Genomic DNA, 21,338 nt, shown 5'->3' on the forward strand with positions numbered 1-21,338 from the left:
CACGTGCGTGCATACGCGTTCATATAACCGACCTTGAGTCGCTCCAGTCGCTGATCGCAACGTCATACCTACCCTGACCTGCGGAAACAACCAGCAGCTGCCACCAGCGACCGAAAGGCCACAGTCGCTCGCTCCCCCCACTCGGTCGCTGCTCCAGGCAACACGGTTTTTCACCACCGTTGGCTCCGCTAGTCTGTGGGCCCATATTGAAAAGTCAGTCGCTTCGGTCGCTTCAGCTTGTTGACCTGCACGAATGCCACAGCAACTGACGCCGGGCCTCGACAGTCCCGGACAGAATCTACGAACGAGGTGGGAGGGACCAAGTGGCGGCGAGCGGGAAGAACGCCTCCACCATGCGCTCACAGTCCTCACTGACAGTAGCGCTGTGGTGTGCCGAACAGGGCTGGCCTGTCCACCCTCTCTCCCCTCGAAGCAAACTCCCGGCAGGCAACTGCAGTCAGTGCTCCACCCGGGGACACAGCGCACAGGGCTGCGCCTGTCTCTCGCACGGCCGCTGGTGCCACGGTCACCTGGCAGCGACCACCGATCCCCACCTGCTCCATGCCTGGTGGTCGGAGAACTCCCGCTTCGGCGTCGGTATCGCCTGTGGGCCCGCAGATCTAGTCGTCATCGACGTCGATGCGCACCCAACCCCTGTACCGGGCCGAGACAGGCTGTTGCCGGGAATCCCCATCGCCGAACACGTCGACCTCGCCGGCCTGACCAACGGCTTTCACACCCTGGCACTCCTTGCAGCACTCCGCGGAGCCCCGAACCCCGCCGACGACAGCTCCACACTGCGTGTGCGTACCCCGTCCGGAGGCCTCCACATCTGGTACAGGGCGCACCCCCACCTGCCCTTCCGCTCCTCCACAGGGTCCGGTAAAAACCGTGCCCTCGCATGGCAGGTCGATGTTCGCGCCCGTGGCGGCTACATCGTTGCTCCCGGCACGACCACCCCGGTCGGCACCTATGCCGCTCTGGGTACGGCCCGGCAGCCCGCCAGACTGCCTGAATGGCTCGCCGGGGACCTTCTGCGCACCCACCATGCAGAACCCTCAGGTGGTACGGACACGCCGCAGCCTCCTCCGCGAGCCCGGCAAGCCGTCCTGGCCGCGGGCGTATCGACGGGCACTCCGCAAGCCCTCGCAACAGTGCTCGCCGAAGTGACAGCGTGCGCCGCAGCGGCCGAAGGCATGGGTTTCACGGAGAAGCTCAACCGTGCCGCTTTCACCGCCGGCGGTCTCGTCGCCTCCGGCTACATCCACCACCACGAAGCCCTGGTCATCCTCCGAGAGGCAGCCAACAGCACCCGCCCGGGCCAAGAACGGCGATGTGAGTCGATTATCAGCACCGCGCTTGAAGCAGGCTCTCGACGTCCGCTCCACCTCCGAGGCCGTACATGAACCACACCGAGACCGGGGCAGGGGGCTTCGACCCCATGGCCGCCGCGCAGCAGATCCTCGCCGCGCCGGCCAACCCTGCGCTGGCATCGCCCGCGCATGCGCCGACCGCGGTCCAGGACAGCCTGCTCGACGTCCCCGGCGCCACGGACAGCTCTGCCATCCCCGTGCGCCAGGCTGCCACAGCCGGCCCGAGATCGACGACGGTAGTCCGTGGGCTCCTGCCCGACTCACTCAGCGACCGCGGCAACGCCAAATTGTTCGTCAGCCTCTACGGCGGCGACTACCGATACGTACCGGGCCTTGGCTGGTACAGCTGGGCAGGCCATCGCTGGCAGATCGACGAGACGGATACCGTGCTGTGGGCCGCCGGCGACCTTGCAGAGCAGTTGAGTCTGCACGACCCCACCGGCCACTACACCAACTCCGATCTGGCCCGGCATCGCCGCCGGGCCCTGTCGACCAACGGCATGAACGCCATGCTCGAACAAGCCAAGGCCGCGCCCGGCATGGTCATGCAGGCCTCCGCACTCGATGCCGACCCCTACGCGCTGTGCACCCCGGGTGGCGTTGTCGACCTCCGGACCGGTCTGATCAGCAAGCCGGACCCCGCCCGGCAAAAGCATTCCCGCGCAACAACCGTCGCACCGCAGCCCATGCAGACCCCCCGCTGGTTCCGCTTCCTCGGAGACACCTTCGGCATCGACACCGAAGGCAAGGAGATGATCTCCTTCCTTCACCTGTGCCTCGGCTACTCGATCTCCGGCGATGTCGGTGCCCAGATCATGCCGTTCCTCTACGGGACCGGAAAAAACGGCAAGTCCGTCCTCCTCGACGTCATGCTGCAGCTCATGGGGGACTATGCCGATGCGGCCCCGCCCGGCTTCCTCATGGCGAAAGCCTTCGACGGACACCCCACCGACCTTGCCGAACTCCACGGTCGGCGCATTATCATGTGCTCCGAGCTCAAGCCCGGCGACCGTTTCGACGAGGCGCGAGTCAAGCTCCTCACAGGCGGCGACAAGATCAAGGCTCGCCGCATGCGCCAGGACTTCTTCAGCTTCCATCCGACGCACAAGCTCTGGCTGCTGGGCAACCACCGCCCCGAGGTCGGCACGGGCGGTCCCGCTTTCTGGCGCCGGATGCGCCTCATCCCCTTCGAGCGCGTCGTCCCCGAGGACCGTAAGATCGACAACCTCGCGAACGTCCTGGTCTCGGAGGAAGGGCCCGGCATCCTCGCCTGGCTCATCGCGGGAGCTCGTCGCTACTTCAACGGAGAGAAGGATCTCACAGGGCCACAGCGCGTGCAGACCGCGACCAGCGCATACGCGGAGACCGAGGACAGCGTGGGACGCTTCCTCGGCGAAGCCTGCAAGGTCGCCGACGGGCTCCGCGCCGAACAAGCCCAAATGTACGGCGCTTACACTCGTTGGTGCGGAGAAGAAGGAGCCAACCCTGTCACCGCACGTGCCTTCGCGGCACGAGTTCGCGAGACAGTGGGTATGACGTCACCGAAAGACATGGTCCTGTCCAACTCCCGCAAGTACTACCCCGGGATCGGCCTCATGGCCAACGAGGAGCCGCAGCCGTGAGCGCCCTGATCGACCCCGCCGACCTCGCACACGAGATCGAGATCCGCTGGCTCGAAGACCCCGAGCGACTCGATTACGTCCGCCAGTCCCTGGAACGGCTCTCGTCCCGCAAGGGCAGGCCCCCCTACCATCGCGACGGCCGCATGGTCGGCTACGCCATCCTCGGACCGGGTGCGCCTGCCTCCCGGGCGTCCGGGACCTTCCGCCGCCGCGTCTTCTGGCTCCTCCCCCACGACCGTGACCAGCATCCCGACGGCCTGTACTCCAGCGGGGCTCCGTCGGAAGCCGTTGACCCACGTACCGTCGCCGCGACGGTGAAGGGCGAAAAGACCGAACGCTCCCAGGGCGGACCGGCCTCCCCCGCGATGATCGAACTGGGCATCACACTGCCGAAGCACTGACCCGTACGGTCTGGTCTGCGCGGTGGTGGTGGCCAGCCCGGCGAGGGGCAGGTGTTCGCCGCAGTGGGACGGGGGAACCTCCTGACAGTGGCCCAGGACCACCGTGTGGCGGCCTGACCGGTCATTAGGCAGGCCTGGACCGAGGACCGGTTGGGCTTCGGCACTGTGCCGGTACGAGGCCGGATCACGCATAGACCGGGATCCATTCGAGGTCACGGTCATCGACCGGCCCGAACGAATCCGGCTCTTCGACGGTGCCCCAGTGATGGGCGGAGACGGGGTCCTGCTCGCGCCAGTAGGCGAGCGTCCTTTCGATCGCGAGCGACACCTGGCGCTCCTCCCAGGCCTGCTCCAGGACCGGATCGTGCCGGACACTGGCGGGCGTCTCAACGTGAGGATCCAGGAACCTGCGACTCACGAGTGGCCGCAACGGGATCGGCGACGGGCGGACGGCCAGGGTCGGTACCTGGATCCAGCGGGACGGTGCGTCGGCGCGCTCGGATTCTGTGATGCGGGGTGTGGGGTGGCGACGAAGGTGGTCGGCGACGTACGCGAGGGGTTGACGGACCAGTTCTCGCGTTGCGTTGCGGAGCTCTCGAGCCAGAGCAGGAACTGTGGCGCCGGCGAGGAAGCGGTCGCGGAGGAGGAAGGCGAGGCGCCGCGGGCAGACACGCGACAGCCAGCTGACCTCCGCCTGGAGGGCCTCGGAGGCCTGGATGAAGTCCCGGGCGAGACCGGGTGTCAGGCGCTGTGGCGGGTCAGGGTGGCGGGTGGTGGTTTCGCGCGCGCGTGAGCGCGTGTAGTTGATGTTCTCTCCTGCCTGAAGTGTCTGTTTCAAAGCCAAACCACCACAAGAAGGGGGTGTCCTCCGCCCCCCGGTCGGGCGTGTCGCGTTGCGGCGGGTAGCTGCCTTCGCCATGCGCGTCTCGTGTCGGCGGCCGCGGTCGGTGACAGCCACCAGGCGGGCGTGGTACCCGGTGCCGCTGGTGCCTCGGCCATGAGCCAGGTCGTAGGCAGGCGGGACGACAAGGGCAAAGATGGTGCCGGTGGCTTTGTAGGCGTTGGGCTGCTGGTGTGGTGCGCGAGTCCGCAGGACGTTGGTCTTCGATCCGTGCTCGACCCACGCCAGGAGGCCGAGTTCGCGCAGGACTCGGGTGTGGGCCGCAACGCAGGCGACCGACAGGTTCAGGTCCGCGGCGAGGGCGTTCCGCCCGTACCCGAGGTGGCCGCGGCGGTTGGCCTTCTCGGCGAGCGCTTCGGCGATGCGCAGTGTCGTGGTGTTGGCCCGCGGGTGGAATCCGCGGCGCAGTGCCCAGCGGACGGCGTTGAGGAAGTCGTCTGGTGATGTGATGGCGCGGGAGGCGGTGGTGGTGGCCTCGTGGAGGGCACGGGTGGTGATGAGCGTGTGGGCCCCGCGAGAGGATGGGCGGGATCGAGGTGTGGTCGGGGCTGTGTGGGTCGGGATGCTGGATTCGGGCAGCACGGTGCCGACTGCCTGGGCGTGCGTGATGGCGGGCTCCAGGTAGGAAAAGGGTGCGTGATATCGAGCCGCGGCGGCCGAATCCGGCGGAAGCGCGACAAAACGACATCGCCGCGTGTCCTCGGCGGAGGCCACGCGTGCGATCTATTCGGTTGTGGTCGGCATCACCTCGGTTCTGTCGGTTGGCTGGTCGACGGACGGGTCAGGACCGACCGGCTGCCGGTGGCATAGGGATGGTGGGAAGCTCGAATCCCACCGGGAGTTCGCCCACCCAGGCCCCGATAGGGATGCGGACGGCGCACAGCGGGCCGATCTCGGTGAGGATGACGAGCGCTTCGGCCATGGAACTGCTGATGCGGACGTCGTTGGGCATGAGCCACAGGAGGGTGTCGGGTCCGAGCGCGGGGTCGCTGACTGCGTCGCGCGCTGCGCCGACGACGACGCTGTGCCAGATGGCCACGTCGCGGGGAGCGCTGCGGGAGCGGCGTTCGCCGGGCCAGACGATCTGGTCCGCCAGGGCGAAGACCCGTAGCACGATGAGGTCTTCTCCATCGAGTGCGTCCGTGTTGACGAAGCCGCGTTCGACCGCCTTGTGGACCCAGATGCGGTTGAGATCGGCTGCCTTCGCCAGCGCAGCGGGTGTGATTCGTCTGGCCAACATGACCTCGGCCTTCTTGTGGTTGTGACGTATATGGGGCGTGCGGAGAGCGTATCGCAAGTGACGACGAATCAATGTCACGTCGCATCACATGAGCGTGGCAGAAGGTGGGCTGATTGCCGGTATTTTCAGGATTTGTCGCCCTGCATACCTGCTACGACACATCAATTAGTACTGGCATCGATCGATCCATGCCTACGTGCATCACTACCGGCGCGCATGGATCGATACAGGGATGCCTACGTAGATGCCTACCTGGATACCGCTCTGCATCTTTACAGACCTATTGGTATAGCTACCGGTCTAGCTTCATAAATAACTACAGGTATCCATACAATGGCAGGTCGTCGCATGTATGAGGGCCCCAACCCGTAGAGGTTGGGGCCCTCACACATGCCAGATCTCGTCTCAGGCGAGCGGCCCCTCGTCATTGAGGGCCGTGAGAAACAGGTCCAATGCGGCGGAGTAGACGTGGACTCCCGTCCGGGCTCGTCCCACCGACCGGAGGTCGTTCGGCAACCTCGACGCCACGTCGTACACGGCAGGACTGACCCGGTGGCTCGCCTGCCGGCCGGCAGGCACATCGCCTTCCCGGCGGATGAAAAGTTCCTCTGCCAGGGCGAGTTGCGCGCTGGTGTCGGACGGCAGGTAGAGACGCATGGCCGCGTCCACGTACTGCGCGATGGTCAACTGTCGGCCGCTCGTCTCGCGGTCCTGCCCCACGCGGGCCGAGAGAGCCGCCACCAGGTCCGGTGCGAAGCGGAACGGGAGCGTGCGCCACTGGTTCTTGCCCAGTTTCAGGTCCATCGTGCTCTCGGTCCAGGAGGTGAGCACAGCCTGCCGGGTAACTCCGGATGCCCCGCGGCGAACTCCCGGCTTCCGCTGCCGCCCGCTGCCGGAAGCCGGCTGCGGAGCTGCTGCGGTCGTGTCGGCCGCAGGACCCGGCGCCGACTCCTGCGCAGTGTGCTCGATTCCTGCCGGGGCGCCCGCGGGAGCTGTGACTGCAGCAGCGGCAGCCGGGGTCTCAGCCTCTCCTCCGCTGCCGTCGGGTGTGGCTCGGACAGCGACGCTCCCCCCGTCGGCAGTCCTGTTGACACCCGGGGTCACGGCCTCGAGTCCGGGCGATCCGGTTGCAACCTCCGGCTGTTCCCCGCGGGACGGAGACTGAGCCGTCGCGGCGGTAGTGGGACGCAACGGGGCATCCGCCACGGCCGGCGCCGCAGGGGTGAGCCGACTATCCGTCTCCGCCGTCGGAGGGGCGGCAGGTCGCTGCGGTTCGGCCGCCGTCACGGCTGCCGGAACCGCTCGTGATGCGAGCCAGGGGTTCACGGACGGGGACAGAGGGTCCGCCGATCCATCCGGCGCGCTGCTGACCGGCTGGGCGTCGGCGCTCGGGTGTGCGGGAACGGCCGGTGGTATTGGAGCAGCAGCGGCTGTCGGCGGGGAGATCCGGGCGGAGGGAAGAGAGTCGGCTGCAGCGGCCTGGATTCCCTGGCCGACGAAGGAGCGGTTGACGAGCTCCTCTACGTCCCCACCGAAGACATCGGCCCCGCGCTGCTGCCGGGCGGCCTGAGCGCGGGCGGCAGCAGCAGCACGGCGTGCGGCGGGAGTGACGGAGAGGCCAGCGACCTTCTTTGGCTTCTCAGGCATCGACTTCCTCGAGCGTGGCGGGGTTCGCGATTTCCCACGTGTCGGACGGGCTGTCGATGCGCTGGAGGATCTCTTCCACCAGCGCGGTGTAGCGCTTGCCCGGGGCGTGGTTCGGGAACTGGACAACGACAGGGCCTGCGGGGCCGTAACAGTCGGAGATTCGGACATCGCTGCGGATGTCCGTTTTGAAGGGCTTGAGGCCCTTGCTGACCATGCCGTTTATCACGAAGACATCCTGGGCCGTCCACTTCGACTCGGAGTTGGAGTCGTTGAGCAGCACACCGAGGAACTGGGGGTTGCACTCCCCCAAGGTCAGCTCGCTGACCTTTTCGACGGTCGGTTTGATGACCAGCGCGCCCTTGACCGTCTGCCGCTGGGGGTTCATGACGGTGATGACGTAGTCGGAGGCCGCGTAGGCGATCGCGTTGAGCGAGGACATCGACGGAGGAGTGTCGATGATGACGAAGTCCACCACGCCGCGCAGGTGCTCGAGCAGCATGCGGCGCAGGATCGGGGTGGCGGCGTACGGCTGGGTGATGAGGGCGTTCTGGGCGGCGGTCATCGTGCTCTCTTCGGAGGCGATGAGGTAGAGGCGACCCGCGCCCTCGAAGTCCTGAAGGATGTCGCTCTGATCGAACATGATCTCGGTGAGCGGCCGGATCGGGATTCCCTGCAAGGCGTGCTGGAACGTCAGGCCGAGCGAGCGCAGGATGCGCTCCCCCTTGAGCTCTACCCCTATGGCCTCCCCCGCCTGCGCCTGGGGGTCGAGGTCGACGATCGCGACGTCGAAGCCCGCCAGCGCGAGGCGTGCCGCCACGTTGACGGTCGTGACCGTCTTGCCGATGCCGCCCTTCTGACTCGCGATCGAGATCACGGTCATCGGCCGGTCCAGCAGGTTGTCGTCCTGTTCCTCGCCGGACAGCGCCTCCGCTGCCTGCTGAACGTCCGCCACAGTTTTTGCCTCTCGTGCTGACCTGCGTTGGTCCCGATACGTCGCAGCACCAAGCCGACCGGCAGACCCGGCGCAAAATCGGGCATACAGCCAGATTCATGCGCCTGTTGCCGGTGATCCGGAGTCCTGCGGCTGACGCGGGATGAAATTGTGTTACGACGCGACATGACAGTAGCAGCAGAAGCCGGAGGGTTGGAGGGTTCGGCTGGCGCGTGTCCCTCCGAAGGGCGGAGCCGCCCGCTCCGCCGGCCGAAGTGGGGCTGGCTGCCACGGAGCGTTCATGGATCTCCGCATGCATGCGCCCACGGGCGCATGCATGGATTCCTCGGTGCCTGCCGAGATGTCTGCATGGATCGGCCGACCCGTGCAGACATTCATCGGTGGATCCATCGGTACATCAACAGTCAGTCAGGTGCAGTCCTGCATGGGTGCACAGGTGCATGGATCGGTCCTGGCATCAGTAAGCCGGAGCATGGATCAGTGCGTACATGAGTCAACGGATCGCAAAGTGCACGGATCCGTAGATGAGTAGAGCCGTGCATGTGTGCAACCAAGCATGCCGACACAGGTGCCTGCATGCGAGCGCGGGTGGATACCGGCATGCATACAAGGATGCCTACCGAGATGCATGGATGCATGCATCCATGCCTACCTCCGTCTGTAGGTGAGTGCCTATATGCATGCCTACAGAGATGTCTACCTAGCTACCTTCATAGATACAAGCATCACTACCGAGTGCGCTACTTGAGTCACTATCGATATAAGTGTCACCCTGCATACCTGCATCGATGTGCACGTATCTACTTCAGTTCCTTCTGCCATCCATTCCATCATCACTACTTGTCAAGCTACCTTCATGTCTATAGATCAAGTGAGGTCGATGCGGCTTGCGTGGTGCGGCCGGTGACCATATGCCTACCCGCATGCCTATCGTCATCCCTACAAGATCAGCGGTCCGCCGCGACAGCCAACGGCGGCGGATGCCGCACCGAGGGGTCGCCGGCATCCATACCCTCTTCCCTACAACTGCAGGTCATCGCGGTAATGACTGACTTGCCCCCAGGGCCGGCGTGATCCGGCAGCAAGCCCCACCGGCCTTTCCCTCCGACCCGAAGACAACGTTCGAACGGCCCGCCCGTCAGAGGACGACAGGCAAGTGGAACCGGCAGCCACGTGTCGATGGATTGCAGAGAAGACCGTCGGAGTGCGCGGAGCTGCCGTCGCTGCCCCTCTCGCCGCGCCCCGGACTGACGAAAGTCTGCCGACCGATGCGCCCATCAAACCCATCCGAAGCCGAGAGACAATCCGCACAGACGCCCTCCCAAGGCTCGTCTGCAAAGCCCGGAACTGGCTGAGGGGGGCGCCATTGCGGGCCGCATCGGTCGCTGATGTACGGCGGATACCGGTCGTCATCGGGCGCGCCATCGATCCGCTGATGACTGCTCCGATACGGGCCGACGCCGAGTATCGAGTCCATTTCAGGGGTCACAACGCGCCCATCGACCGGAGGAGAACTGCTCATGAACGCTCTCGAGACCAGCATGCCTCGCGGTCCACAGCACGCCTGGCACCCTTTCAGCATCCTCCCGATCACTGCCACAAGCGCTCGACGGCAGGCCGATGAGAGTCTCGAAGGGGGTGATGACCAAGCCGAAGTCAGGCGATCAGCGCACAGATAAGACGCGTGGCACAGACTGAAATGGCCCGGACAGCAGGACCAGGAGGGATGGGCCGCCTCTTCGATCGGACGCTCGAAAGACGCACCGGAGCGGTCCATGAGCGGAACATGAAGGACGGCCCCACGTGCCGGACGGAAAGCCATCAGGCGGCTGCGGGGCCCAAGACCCGTACCGACCATGTGCCGGCATGGGCGGCCGACGTCCGCCTGCGGACATGCCTGGACGAAGCCAAGGCCGCTGTCCCCGGTCCCGGTTGGGTCCGTATCGACGGTGTCAGGGAAACCATCGTGCGGGCGGACGGCAACCGGGAGTCGGTCGAGCCGGGTGCACAGATGCACAACTGCGCGCAGCGGGGCGTGCGCGCCCCTGCCCGGTCGGACGATGCCGGGCTCGCCGGAACCGGGAAGCCCGGCGGGAGACCTCCCCGGCACGCGCGACCTCGTCCGGAGTCTGCAGCCGGTCAAGAGCCGGCGCCGGTGGCCTGCGCTCGCCGGCCCGCCCCGGGTGTGCTGGTAACGAGCCACGACCACCGCGACGACTGGATCGGCCTGGGACGAGGCCGGGCGACGCGGCTGCCACGACGGGGCGGACCCGGCCGCCCTTCAGCGGGACCAGCAGGCGGGTGCCGCCCATGCCCATGCCATTTGGCCGTCGGCCAGCAGCGACCGGCAAGCTCGACAGCGCACTCCGGGGTGACCACGCGTCCATCCTCAACACCACGCAAGCCGGTTCTCTTGTCCACGTCGCAGCCGCCGTGCTGCGCAAGCGGGCCGACGCACCGTTGCCACGGGGCCTGCGATTCCGCCCGGGGACGGCCCGGCCTCGCTCTCCCCAGGTGCGCCCGGAGGCGACAGCCCGAAAAGGATGACCGCGTCACCGCAGGGGTCGGCGCCTCCCGCGCACTAGGGTCTGCTCGACGTACACGTTCGAAGCCGGAGGTGACGGCAGATGGCAGGTGCAAGCGGACCGACGATGGACTTCTCGCCCCGACGCCGCTCCATTTGGGACATGCCGGACGACAGCACCACGGCACACCAACCCCCTGTGCCGGACAGCGTCGGCAAGCCGGTCCCGCTTCACAAGCTCTGGGCGAATCCCTTCAACCCGAGACTCGTGCACGACGACGCCGAGATCGATGCGATGGCCGACTCCATCAGGGCGGAAGGACTCCTCCAGGACCTGATGATCGCTGACGTGGGGCCGTTCCTGGCCTACTGGACATCCCGCCTCGGCTCGTCGCCCGTGCAGCGAACCCTCCTCACCAAGTCCCTCGCCAAAGCGCGGCCGGACGACTTCGTCATCCTCATCGGCCACAACCGTCACACCGCATGCGCCAGAGCCGGACTCGACCATGCACCGTGCCGGATCCGGAACGACAAGATCGACCGAGCCCGCGTCCTTGCCCTTCCGGAGAACCTGCGCCGCATCAAGCTGAACCCGGTGGAGGAGGCCCTCGGCTTCCGAGGTGCAGTTGAAGACGGACTCACCCAGGCTGAGATCGCCGCCCAAGTCGGCTGCCAGCAGCCGCACATCTCCCGGCGGCTCAAACTCCTCCATCTTGTCGACGAACTCCGCGACGCCGTCATGGACGGCACCCTCCGCACCGCCGACGCCGAACTCATCGCCGGCACACTGCCGAACGCAGACAACCGACAGGTCGACGTACTCGGCCGGATGCGGGCCCAGGGAGTCTCCGCCCACGCCGCGCTGGCACGACTCGACACGGCGCCATCGCAGGACCACGGGGCGGAATCCGATCCCGGCACTGCCGCGCCCATCCTTCCTACGCCCGAAAGCCACGCCCACGCCATCCCGGACAGCGAGCCGCTGCTTCCCGGGCAGGCAACGCCGGCCGACGGTGACAGCGTCCATGCCGCGCCGGCCACCGGCCCGAACGGTGTCGCCGCCGATGAAGCCGCCACCACCACGCACGGCGAGAACGACGGTGCCCAGGCCCGCGCAGGCGCGTGTCAGCTTCTCCTCCAGGGCGCAGCCACGCCCAATCCTCGCGAAGCGCTACGTCTCATCGCCCCTGCCGTCCTGCTGGCGGACCCGGCCGCCCGCAGACTCGCCTGGACCTGGCTCAACCCCTACCAGGCCGCACGCAACGCACCCCGGCAGCCCTTTGCCGACCTGCCGCACCACCCCAACCCCAAACCCACGTACCAAGCAGCCCTGGCCACCGCACTTGCCGCACTCGAGCGGCGAACCCGCCACACACCACGGCCCTGGCAGACGGCCGACCGCACCTACATCGAGCACCTCGTCCGCCACGCCGGCTACCACCCCACCCCCTGGGAACAAGCCCGCCTGCGCGATACCAAGGCACCCGCTGCCGATATTCCGTCGGAATAACCAGCACCAGGAGACAGCCGTGCTCCCCACCCAGCCCCCAAGCACCGACGACACACCTCGCGCCTATGCCTTCTCCGGGCAGTCCGGCGGAGCGGGAAAGACCCAAGGCGTCGTCAACCTCGGAGTAGAGCTAGCCAATCGCGGCCACCGCGTCCTCATCTGGGACATCGACCCGCAGCGCAGCGCCTCCCATCTCCTTGGCTACCAGGATCCGCCGGGCGGCCACGCCACCCTGTTCAGCGTCCTCACCGGTGACAACAAGCTCGACGAAGCGATCGTCCCGGCCCGCTACCGCATCGCCGCAGGATTCTCCGACGCAGCCTTCCGGAACATCGCCAACCTCGACCTCGTTCTCGGCACCCCCGACATGGCCGACGCCGAAGTGACCCTCGGCCATGACCCCGCCGGCATCCTCTGGCTCCACAACGTCCTTGACGAACAGCTACCCGCTGGACGCTGGGACGCGATGCTGTTCGACTGCGGCCCCACCCTCGGCATCCTGCTGCTCTCCGTCGTCCTCGTCGCCCCGCAGGTCATCGGCTGCGTCAACGACGAGTACAAGTACGTCATCGGCCTGACCGACCTCGAGAGCACCCTCGACCGCGGCCGCAGCAAACTCCGCCGCCTCGGCTTCCAGGCCCACCTTGCCCATATCCTCGCCACCAACATCCCCCTCGACCAGCGCGGCAACGTCGACCGTAAGGCCGGCGCCATCACAGACGACGTCATCAGAACCATCCGCAACCACCCCGACTGGGCACCCCGGCTGCTCCCACTCATCAGGCGCAGCATCCGGTTCAAGGAGACGATCGTGAAGCAGCGCCCGCTTCGCTTCCACGCGCCGAGCTGCACCGCTCTCGAGGACGTGGCGGCCATGGCGGACACGCTCGGTTTCGAGCGCCGTAACTCCACGCGGCGCGGACGGTGATGATATTCCGTCGGAATAGTCGCCGAACCATCCGCTGGGAAATGCGGCACTGAAAGAGCGAATCCCGCAGTCCGTACGGTGAGGACGGAACAGACGGAGGGCCGCCGCGACGCCCGGATGCGGTGCAGTGCCGAACCGGCACCGACCGGAGACAAGGAAGGGCGGCCCGGCGCCACGGTGCCCGCTGCCGCACGTGAGCCCGGAAGCCTCCCCGTCCGATCTCCTCCGCGCTCTGCAACCGCAGAACCGCCGAGACTTCTCGGTCTCGAACACGCCGCTCCTCCCCGGCACCGCCTGCCCGGCCACGCCCCGGCCCCGCATCTGCGCACCACCCTGTTCGTCCCCCGCGCACTTCACGGAAAGTGAGCACCGGGATATCACTGTCACCCCGACGCTCCCCGCCGGCACCACCGACTGCGCAGGCCGCCCGGCACTGCGTGCGCAGGACGGGCACAGACGGCGCAGCTATGCCGGAGTGGCCTGCGCACCCCGCGGGACGGCTGCCTGCGCACCCCGTCGGCGCTGCGCACGTCGGCGCACGACCGGCTCGGCTACAGCCAACCCTCTGCGCCTGCCTACAAGACCTCCGTAGGCTCCAGGTGCGCACCAGGCCCTCGGCCGCTGCGCTGCTGCCAGAGGGATGCGGAGGCCACCGCTGCCGGGACAGCGCACTCCCACAGCAGAAAACACCAGCTCATCGGCCTGGTGCGCAGAAGAGAAGGTAGACGGTGCGCAGGGCGTCGCCCCCCGCGGCGCCCAGGCGTGGGCCGGGGCGGCGCGGCCGGGGCGGCCCCGGCGGCCCCACAGGGGGCGCGGGGGGCGACGCTCCTGGTCCGAGCACTGCGCGGCGTGAGGCCCGCAGCGCGCAGGTCCGGCCCGCCCCGGCAGGCGCAGCGCAGGGCCGCGGGGAGTGGGCTGCGCATCATCCGCTCGGGCTGCGCACGGAGGTGCGCACCGGCCGGGGTGAGGGTGCGCACCTGGTTGCGTACTGCGCTGCCTACCGGCGCACCTCCCACTTCGGACTGACATCGACTGCGCAGGCTCGGGAGTGGTTGGACGGGTAGTCCTGCGCAAGGGCCGTCCATGACGTTGAGTGATGGGGCTGCCGGGGAGGGGGGGGTATGGGTCTGGGCGGCTGGAGGGCCGGGGCCGTGGTGACGGGACTGCACCGGCTGGCGGCCCGGTGGGGGAGGGGGCTGGCTGACCGACCGGGCCGCCGGACTCTGTGGCGTACCCGGCGGCCGCAGTTGTTGGCACGGCAGGGGTGGCGGTGGCCTTGGTCGGTCAGAGGCGTAGGTTGCGGCCGCTCCCGGCCGGGTGCGCTCGAGCAAGCACCGGAATGTGGGCCTTTGTCAGACCTTGCGGTGCGAAATTCGGTGAGGAATGCGCATTCATGGAAAGCTGTGCCTTCGCGATCACGCACCAACCGGTTCGCAGAGGAGGAGACAATCGTGGCCAGGCCGAATCTGACCAAGGTCCATATGTTCCTGATGGCCATCGTGGCCGTCGCCGCAGTGATCATCGCCGGCATCGGGTTCCTCGGCTCCTACACCGCGGTACGCGAACTTGCCGTCCAGCAAGGATTCGGCAGCTTCTCTGCGCTGTTCCCCATCGGAGTCGACGTCGGCATCATCGCGCTGCTCGCACTCGACCTGCTCCTCAGCTGGCTGCGCATCCCGTTCTTCCTGCTGCGCCAGACCGCCTGGCTGCTGACCGCCGCAACGATCGCCATGAACGCGGCATCGGCGTGGCCGCACCCGCTCGGCGTGGGCATGCACGCCGTCATTCCCCTGCTGTTCGTCGTCATCGCCGAGGCCGGCCGGCACGCCATCAGCCGCCTGGCGAAGCTCACCGGCAGCCGCCGCATGGAGTCCGTCCGATTCATGCGCTGGGTGCTGTCACCGGTGCGGACCTTCGCCATGTGGCGCCGCATGATGCTGTGGGAGCTTCGATCCGTCGACGAAGCCGTGCGCCTGGAGCAGATGCGCCTCGCCTACGCCATGCTCCTCGAGGACGCGTACGGCAAGGACTGGGCCAAGGCGGCACCGCGCTCTGCCATCCTTCCGTTGCGGCTGGCCAAGCTTGGCGTCCCCATCTACACCACCGCCCCTCAGGGTCTGGCAGCCGCGGGCCTGTCGGACGAGGCGTTCGGCAGCCTGTTCTCGGGTTCCGTTCCGGCTGCGTCGTTCGGTGCAGGGGGTCGGGCCGAATTCGAGGGGGAGACACACGAGGACGGCGGCCGACGGGTCGTCCCTACGACACGCCACCCGGAGGCCGTAGGCCGCACCACAGCGTCCCATGACGCTGGAGCGTCCGGAGACGCCGACAGTTCCGCACTCCCTTCCGAAGTCGGTGCAGCAGAGGCCCCGACGACAGGCGCGGGGCCACAGGCTGTGGGGCCCGGCGAGCCCCGGCCCGACGCCGAACACGCTGCAGCGGAACTGGTTCGCCCCACCGAGAGCCCGGTCGAGAGCCCGGCCCCGGAGGAGGCGGCCGATCCCGTTCCCGCCGGACAGTCGGCGACCCCGACGGCGGGCCTTGAGGAGGGTCAGTCCCGCGAGGACCAGCTGTACAGCTACTACTGCCGCTACATCGAGCGGCACGGGCAGCACCCGGAGAAGCACCTGTTCGCGGACTTCATCTACCGGGAATTCGGCCAGACCGGGCAGAGCGGCACGGCTCCCGTCAGCGTCCAGTCGCTGCGCCGGTACTGGGGGAACCTGGAAGCCCGTTACCGCGACGAGTTCGGTGCTGCCCGTCCTCTCGAAGGTGCGGCGAAGTAGCTGGGTGATCTCCTCACGAGGACGGCTTGTTCCGACCCGATGACGGCCACCTCGCCTGCCGGGTTCAGGACACGGACCGACTGATCCAGCTGATGTCCGAGCACGTGGACATGGGTGTGCAGGGCACGGCATCGGGTGACTGCGGGTGCCGGGCCCGGCGGCCCGGGCCCGGCACCGGCTCGGTCAGGTGAGCTCCGGCGGAGCGGCGACGGCTTGGGCGTCCAGGCGGAAGGCCACCGGGTACTGTTCCGGATCACTGGCTGTCGGCGGCTCGCTCGATCGCCAGATGTACCAGCATGTCGTGCACCGGTACAACGTCCAGCAACCGGGTTGCGGAGATTCTGCGGTGATCTCGGTCTGTTCGGCCCGGCGCCGCGGGCAGGGGCCGGGCATGCGGTCGGTGCCGGAGTCGGCGGCGCGAGTGTCCCGAGAGCCACCGGTGCGGTCCCGGTCCTCCCGTGCCTGGCTGCTCCGAGGCTGCGGCGGCAGGCCGTCGCGTTCGGCGATCAGGTCTTCGAGCAGGTCACGCCACTGAGCCGCCTCCGGCCAGGGCGTGACCTCCTGGGCGTCGGCCCCGGATCGCACATCGGGGGGACGCGGAGTCGTCGCATCGATGATCACACGTGAGTTGAGGCCGGGGGGGGTCCGCCGAGGGGTCGAGCGGGACCATGTTCATCCGGGGGAGCATCACCAGGTCGTGCAGCGGGTTGACCTTGGTCGAGAGTGCCCACATGACCTGGGGAAGGTCGAACGGGTCGACCGTGTGGTCCACGACGATCACGAACTTGCAGTAGCCCCGCCCGTGCGGAGTGGTGATGGCCCGCATTGCCACCAGCTTCCCCAGCCCGCCGGTGCGGGCCTCCACCGAAATGATGGCGACGAGTCCATGGGTGTACATGGCGTTGACGGCGCGGACCTCGGGGAAGTCCTCCTTGAGCTGCTCGTACAGCGGCAGGCAGGTGTTGAGCGCCATCAGATAGTCGATCTCCGTCCATGGCATCCCCAGGTAGAGGTGCTCGAAGATCGGCTGCGCCCGGGTGTGCACGGCGTTGATGCGAAGAGTGGGCAGCGAGCGTCCGCCGCTGCTGTGTCCGGTGAACTCGCCGAACGGTCCCTCGTACTCGCGTTCGTCGAGCAGGATCTCGGCCTCGATGACCGCCTCCGAACCCAGGGTACGTCCAGGCCGTGCACCGGGCTGGTGGCCACCGGGTACGGGGCTTCCTGCAGAGCACCAGCCATCTCGTACTCCGACTGATGAGATTTCAGCGGCATGGCTGCGACGAGGGAGAGCACGGGATCGTTGCCCAGGCAGATGGCCACCGGAAGTGTGCGGGCACCGCGCCTGGATGCGGCCGCCATGTGGCCGCCGAGATCGTGGATGGGTGCGGCCTGGACCGCGAGTTTGGCCGGTCCTTTGACCTGGAGCCGGTAGATGCCGACGTTCTGCCGGCCGAAGTCGTCGGGGGCTTCGGGATCCCGCGAGACCACCGCCGCCTTGTCGATGTAGGGGCCTCCGTCCGCGGTGTTGAGTCGGAAGAGGGGGAAGAGGTCGAAGAGGTTGATGTTCTCGGTGATGCTCACCTCCTGCCACGGCGGGGTCGCATCCCGGCGCTCCGCCGCGACGGGGAAGTTCTTCCACCGCCTGTGCAGCTCGAAGAACTGCTCACGCGGTCCTGTGTCGGGAGGCAGGTCGAGCATCAGTGCGTGGTTCGGCCAGGAGCCGTGCACGTTGAGCGCGACTTGGGCGTCGCGGTAGCCGTGCACAGCGGTGAAGAGCAGCGCGGGCGCCTTGTCGCCGAGGTCGGCGACCGCCCGCCCGGCTGCCCCCAGGTCCGGTTCGGGGCTGACCTGTCGGTTCACCCGCAGGAGTTGTCCGGCCTCCTCCAGACTGTCCAGGAAGGAACGAAGGCTGTCGAAAGGCATCTGGGCACCTCATTGTCCGTTGCAGGGATGGCAGAACGAGGCGTCAGGACCAGCGCACCGGCAGCTCGACGGGTCGCCGCAGCAGCCAGCCGCTGTGCCAGGCGAGATCTTCGAGCGGTCCGGCGGCCCGCAGGTCCGGCAAGCGTTCTGCCAGCGTCTGCAGTGCGGTGACCATCTCCATGCGGGCCAGTGCCGAGCCCAGGCAATGGTGAATGCCATGGCCGAATCCCAGGTGCCGGGCACCTCGGCGGGGATCGAGCACGGTGGGCCGGTCGAACACCTCGGGGTCGCGGTTCGCAGCGAATCCGTCAGGGAAGACCGCTTGACCTGCCCGGACGAGGCCGCCGGGCAGCTCCACGTCGCGGACGGCCACTCGCGGCAGGCTGGGAATGTAGCCGAGCGGGAACAGCCCCAGGAACTCCTCGACGAAACCAGGAGCCAGCGTGGGCTCGGAGACCAGCTGGTGCCAGAGAGAGGGCGCGCTCATCAAGGTGTAGAGCCCCTTGAGGAAGACGGACACCACGCTCTGGTCGCCGGCGACCACGATCAGGAGCAGCAGGCCGACGATGTACTCGTCCGTGATGTCGGGGGTCCGCGTCCGGGCGTCGAGGATGTGCGCGATCAGACCGTCGGGCCGGTAGGGAGACCGGCCGCCGACCACGTCCGAGAGGTATTCGACCATGGCGTCGACGCTCTCGGCAGGATTGGGCGCGTCGCCCAGGCCCATCTTCTGGATCCGAGGTGTATGCAGTTCGAAGACCTTTGCGGCCTCGTCCGGTACACCGAGGAGGTCGCAGAGCACTCGCGAGATCAGCGGAACGGCGAACTGCTCGCCGAGATCTGCCACTTCGCCCGTCGCCAGCTCGTCCAACAGACCGTTGACGGTGTCCTGGATGAATGCCTGCTTAGAGTTCAGCGCGGACAGCGCGAAGGATGCCGACACCAGGGACTTGATGCGGCCGTGCTGGGGCGGATCGAGCGTCAGGAGCAGGGTCGAGGGGAGCACGATCGGATAGAAGCTCGGACCGCCCGCGGTGTTGGCCAGCGCTCGGCTGAGGTCCGGGCTGACGAAGGCCTTCTGAACGTCCGCGTACCGCGTGAGATGAACCGTCTCGTGCCCACTGGGCAGGCGAACGGTCCGGAACGGGCCGCTGCTGCCCACCTCCGGGAGGTAGCTCGGAGGGTCGAGATGGGGAATCGACGTCACATCGACGTCCGTGTCGTGCTGCTGCGCCGGAAGGGTGGTCAAGGTGTCTTCTCCTCTGTCTGCTGGTCGAGATGCCGGTGGATGACGTCCGGGTGGTGGCCCACGCAAGTGAGTTCGATCCTGCGGACATCGGGAGCGGGCGTCCGTCCGGTTCCACCCGCCGGTGCGCTGAAATAGAGGACGGACCGGCCGCCGGCGTCGGCGGATTCGTGCGGATTGAACCCCCCGCCGTCAGGACGCAGGCCCAGACCTGCCAGCAGGCCGGCCAAGCGCGCCAGTTCGGATCCGGACGGGTGAAGGACCTCCAACGCGAGATGGCTCTCCGACTCCTCGGCCTGTTCACGCGGGATCAGATCGGCGGGGAGCCCCGGCACGTTCCGTTCCACCATGAACACCTCGATCCTCGCGGGCCCCGGCACCTCGGCGGTACCGTGGACCAGAAAGACCGGCAGGTCCGCCAGGGCCAGGTGGTGGCGCTGAGCCAACCGCCCCCGCACCACGGTGCTGGGCAGGACGTTCCCCGCCGTGAAACCGAGCGCCGACAGGGCCGTCAGCAGCGCGTCGACGGTGGACGGGAAAACGAGGACTCCCACGTGGGAGAGCGCGCATGCCCTCTCGAGCTCCGCCAGCGCGTCGCCCTGATCCGGACCGGGCACCAGCTGGTTCAGGACGCCGTGGAGCGAGCCGTGGGTCGCATGCCTCACACTGTGGCGCAGGCGTCGGGTGTCGATGGGGTCGAGGCCGGGCAGGCACTCGGGGGCCGGGGGTGCGGATCCGGATGTACGGGCCGCAGGGTTCACGGACATTCTCCTGTCGTTGTCGCCGCCGATGGCCTCAGCAGTACAGAACCGCCCTGTCCCAGTCCTCGTGGGCTGCGAAGAGGCTCTTCGGCTTGACCACGTCCGGCGAGGTGGTCAACATGGCCGGCGGTACGAGCGTGCCCGGTGCGACCGCATCGACCGACGCGGTCAACCCCAGCCGGGTTTCGGCGGATTCGCGCAGCAGGGCGCAGGCGTCCGCTGCGTGCTCCGGCGCTGCCTCGATCTGTATCTCGACCTGCTGCGGGTTTGCACGGGCCCGCCAGAACAGCACGTCGTGCTGGTCCGGGAGGGAGAACACGAGTTCTTCGAGGTCGTGCTGGGTGAACTCGGCATCACGCACCCGGTGGGTGAAAGCCGCCCGCCCGTAGACGTCGATCAGCGGGAGCTTCCAGCCGCACGGGCAGTCCTCGTGGCTGATCTCGACGATGTCCTCGAGGTTGTAGCGCAGCAACGGCATGGCCTGCCTGCGCAGCGGAGTGACAACCAGCTGGCCGCGCCGGGAGCCGCGGGCGGCCTTGCCGTCCACGGCCACCGAGTCCGATCCTGCCAGGTCGGAGCCGGTCAGATCGGCCAGGCCGCCAGGGCATGCCAGGGCGATGACCCGCCGGATTGTGGCTGCACTCGGCGCGACGTGCACGCCCAGTGCGCCCACGGCCCGGGCGCCGAGGCGGGCCAGGGCGTGCTGCGGAGCGTTCGCGGACCACTGGCCGATGGCCACGTACGAGCGCGCCGGCGACCACCGCCGAGGCGGCGACCAGCAGCACCGCCACGAACGGATGACGCACCCCGCGACGCCGACGCGGATCCGGCAGCAGCCGCAACCGCTCCACCAGCGGTAATCCCGCCACGCCGTCCAGAATCGGCGACTTGATCAGGCAGACGGTGGCAGACTGACGACACATCGAAGCTCCGGCGGTACGAGGCGACTTGGCAAGGTCACCTCGTTCAACCGGAGCTTCGATGCGTACGTGACGGGTCGATCCCGCCTCACCCCACCATGACCTGCGGACTCATGCCTCACCGGGACTTTGCAACAGCCCTGGCTCGAGGATGCCTGTGACCTGCATGTCGAGGAACGGGCCGCGGAGATCGAGGCAGCCGACCGGCCCCGGGCCAGGGCAACCCGGCAACCACGCGAAAGGCACCCCGGGCGGGCCGGAGGAGTTCACCTGCGCCGTCGAGCAGCTACGGGAAACCGGGATACGGGCGCCGTCGAGACGGTGCACCGCAACCACGCCGACGGCCGACCTTGCCGGGGTGCGTTGACCCGGACGACCGGGACGGCGGTTGCCGTGTGGGTGCGCCTGACAGTGGTGCCCGCGCGGATGTCATCGTCACACGCCGTGTGAGCGCGCTTCCGGTGCTGTGGCGGTAGATGGCCAGCCGGTCGGTGGCCGACGCGCTGCTGCTCCGGGTCTTCAGTCGCAAGGCCGGCCGCTCGGCCGACACCTGGTGAGGGTCCGGCCTGGGGCCGCTCGCAGGCCACCGAGGTCCGGCTGCCGCTCC

16 protein-coding genes and 2 pseudogenes are annotated in these 21,338 nt (G+C 67.9%); 7 read left to right on the forward strand and 11 right to left on the reverse strand.

The genetic code is table 11. The annotated features are described in order from the left end of the window. Nucleotides 1–353: 353 nt before the first annotated feature. The 3 genes from SNE206_RS28540 to SNE206_RS28550 are packed head-to-tail and all read left to right on the forward strand — an operon-like array spanning nucleotide 354 to nucleotide 3,396. Nucleotides 354–1,406, forward strand: a complete 1,053-nt coding sequence (locus SNE206_RS28540; protein WP_407916381.1) for a bifunctional DNA primase/polymerase — start codon at nucleotides 354–356, stop codon at nucleotides 1,404–1,406. After that, nucleotides 1,403–2,995, forward strand: coding sequence for a phage/plasmid primase, P4 family (locus SNE206_RS28545; protein ID WP_407916382.1), 1,593 nt, complete (start codon nucleotides 1,403–1,405; stop codon nucleotides 2,993–2,995). The genes SNE206_RS28540 and SNE206_RS28545 overlap by 4 nt, the downstream gene beginning before the upstream one ends. Next, on the forward strand, nucleotides 2,992–3,396 hold the full coding sequence (locus SNE206_RS28550) for a DUF6009 family protein (protein WP_407916383.1): 405 nt from the start codon (nucleotides 2,992–2,994) through the stop codon (nucleotides 3,394–3,396). The genes SNE206_RS28545 and SNE206_RS28550 overlap by 4 nt, the downstream gene beginning before the upstream one ends. Nucleotides 3,397–3,580: 184 nt before the next feature. On the opposite strand, the gene SNE206_RS28555 is transcribed toward SNE206_RS28550, so the two are convergent. From SNE206_RS28555 to SNE206_RS28570, 4 genes are all read right to left on the reverse strand, one after another. Continuing rightward, nucleotides 3,581–5,011: a hypothetical protein gene (locus tag SNE206_RS28555; RefSeq protein ID WP_407916384.1), complete on the reverse strand. Its 1,431-nt coding sequence runs from the start codon at nucleotides 5,009–5,011 to the stop codon at nucleotides 3,581–3,583. Between the two features lie 67 nt (nucleotides 5,012–5,078). Beyond that, nucleotides 5,079–5,537, reverse strand: a complete 459-nt coding sequence (locus tag SNE206_RS28560; protein WP_407916385.1) for a hypothetical protein — start codon at nucleotides 5,535–5,537, stop codon at nucleotides 5,079–5,081. 405 nt (nucleotides 5,538–5,942) lie between these two features. Further along, nucleotides 5,943–6,341, reverse strand: coding sequence for a hypothetical protein (locus SNE206_RS28565; RefSeq protein WP_407916386.1), 399 nt, complete (start codon nucleotides 6,339–6,341; stop codon nucleotides 5,943–5,945). A gap of 835 nt (nucleotides 6,342–7,176) precedes the next feature. Continuing rightward, nucleotides 7,177–8,136, reverse strand: coding sequence for a ParA family protein (locus SNE206_RS28570; protein WP_407916387.1), 960 nt, complete (start codon nucleotides 8,134–8,136; stop codon nucleotides 7,177–7,179). A 2,687-nt stretch (nucleotides 8,137–10,823) separates the two neighbouring features. Between SNE206_RS28570 and SNE206_RS28575 the strand changes: the two genes are divergently transcribed. The 3 genes from SNE206_RS28575 (at nucleotide 10,824) to SNE206_RS28585 (ending at nucleotide 15,881) form a co-directional block, all read left to right on the forward strand. Continuing rightward, complete coding sequence (locus SNE206_RS28575; protein ID WP_407916388.1) at nucleotides 10,824–12,170, forward strand: ParB/RepB/Spo0J family partition protein; 1,347 nt, start codon at nucleotides 10,824–10,826, stop codon at nucleotides 12,168–12,170. A gap of 19 nt (nucleotides 12,171–12,189) precedes the next feature. Then, complete coding sequence (locus tag SNE206_RS28580; RefSeq protein WP_407916389.1) at nucleotides 12,190–13,098, forward strand: ParA family protein; 909 nt, start codon at nucleotides 12,190–12,192, stop codon at nucleotides 13,096–13,098. Nucleotides 13,099–14,549: 1,451 nt separating this feature from the next. Further along, nucleotides 14,550–15,881, forward strand: coding sequence for a DUF2637 domain-containing protein (locus tag SNE206_RS28585; RefSeq protein ID WP_407916390.1), 1,332 nt, complete (start codon nucleotides 14,550–14,552; stop codon nucleotides 15,879–15,881). 183 nt (nucleotides 15,882–16,064) lie between these two features. On the opposite strand, the gene SNE206_RS28590 is transcribed toward SNE206_RS28585, so the two are convergent. The 7 genes and pseudogenes from SNE206_RS28590 to SNE206_RS28620 form a co-directional block, all read right to left on the reverse strand. After that, nucleotides 16,065–16,274 (reverse strand): non-oxidative hydroxyarylic acid decarboxylases subunit D, encoded by a 210-nt coding sequence (locus tag SNE206_RS28590; RefSeq protein ID WP_407916405.1) that lies wholly within the window; start codon nucleotides 16,272–16,274, stop codon nucleotides 16,065–16,067. 130 nt (nucleotides 16,275–16,404) lie between these two features. Further along, a complete protein-coding gene (locus SNE206_RS28595) occupies nucleotides 16,405–16,926 on the reverse strand; it encodes a hypothetical protein (protein ID WP_407916406.1) in 522 nt (173 codons plus the stop codon). Nucleotides 16,927–16,935: 9 nt separating this feature from the next. Further along, nucleotides 16,936–17,142: pseudogene (locus tag SNE206_RS28600) on the reverse strand (UbiD family decarboxylase domain-containing protein); the annotation flags it as partial. Continuing rightward, nucleotides 17,064–17,804, reverse strand: a pseudogene (locus tag SNE206_RS28605) (UbiD family decarboxylase domain-containing protein); the annotation flags it as partial. The pseudogenes SNE206_RS28605 and SNE206_RS28600, both read right to left, overlap by 79 nt. Before the next feature lie 43 nt (nucleotides 17,805–17,847). Next, entirely contained in the window at nucleotides 17,848–19,053 is a 1,206-nt protein-coding gene (locus SNE206_RS28610; RefSeq protein WP_407916391.1) for a cytochrome P450, read from the reverse strand. After that, nucleotides 19,050–19,811: a hypothetical protein gene (locus SNE206_RS28615; protein ID WP_407916392.1), complete on the reverse strand. Its 762-nt coding sequence runs from the start codon at nucleotides 19,809–19,811 to the stop codon at nucleotides 19,050–19,052. Before SNE206_RS28615 ends, SNE206_RS28610 begins: the two co-directional genes overlap by 4 nt. Nucleotides 19,812–19,845: 34 nt before the next feature. Further along, a complete protein-coding gene (locus SNE206_RS28620) occupies nucleotides 19,846–20,550 on the reverse strand; it encodes a hypothetical protein (protein WP_407916393.1) in 705 nt (234 codons plus the stop codon). On the opposite strand from SNE206_RS28620, the gene SNE206_RS28625 reads away from it, so the two are divergent. Next, on the forward strand, nucleotides 20,543–20,671 hold the full coding sequence (locus SNE206_RS28625) for a hypothetical protein (protein ID WP_407916394.1): 129 nt from the start codon (nucleotides 20,543–20,545) through the stop codon (nucleotides 20,669–20,671). The two genes, SNE206_RS28620 and SNE206_RS28625, sit on opposite strands and share 8 nt — an antisense overlap. Nucleotides 20,672–21,338 lie beyond the last annotated feature (667 nt).

The sequence above is a fragment of the Kitasatospora sp. NE20-6 genome, from assembly GCF_045862635.1.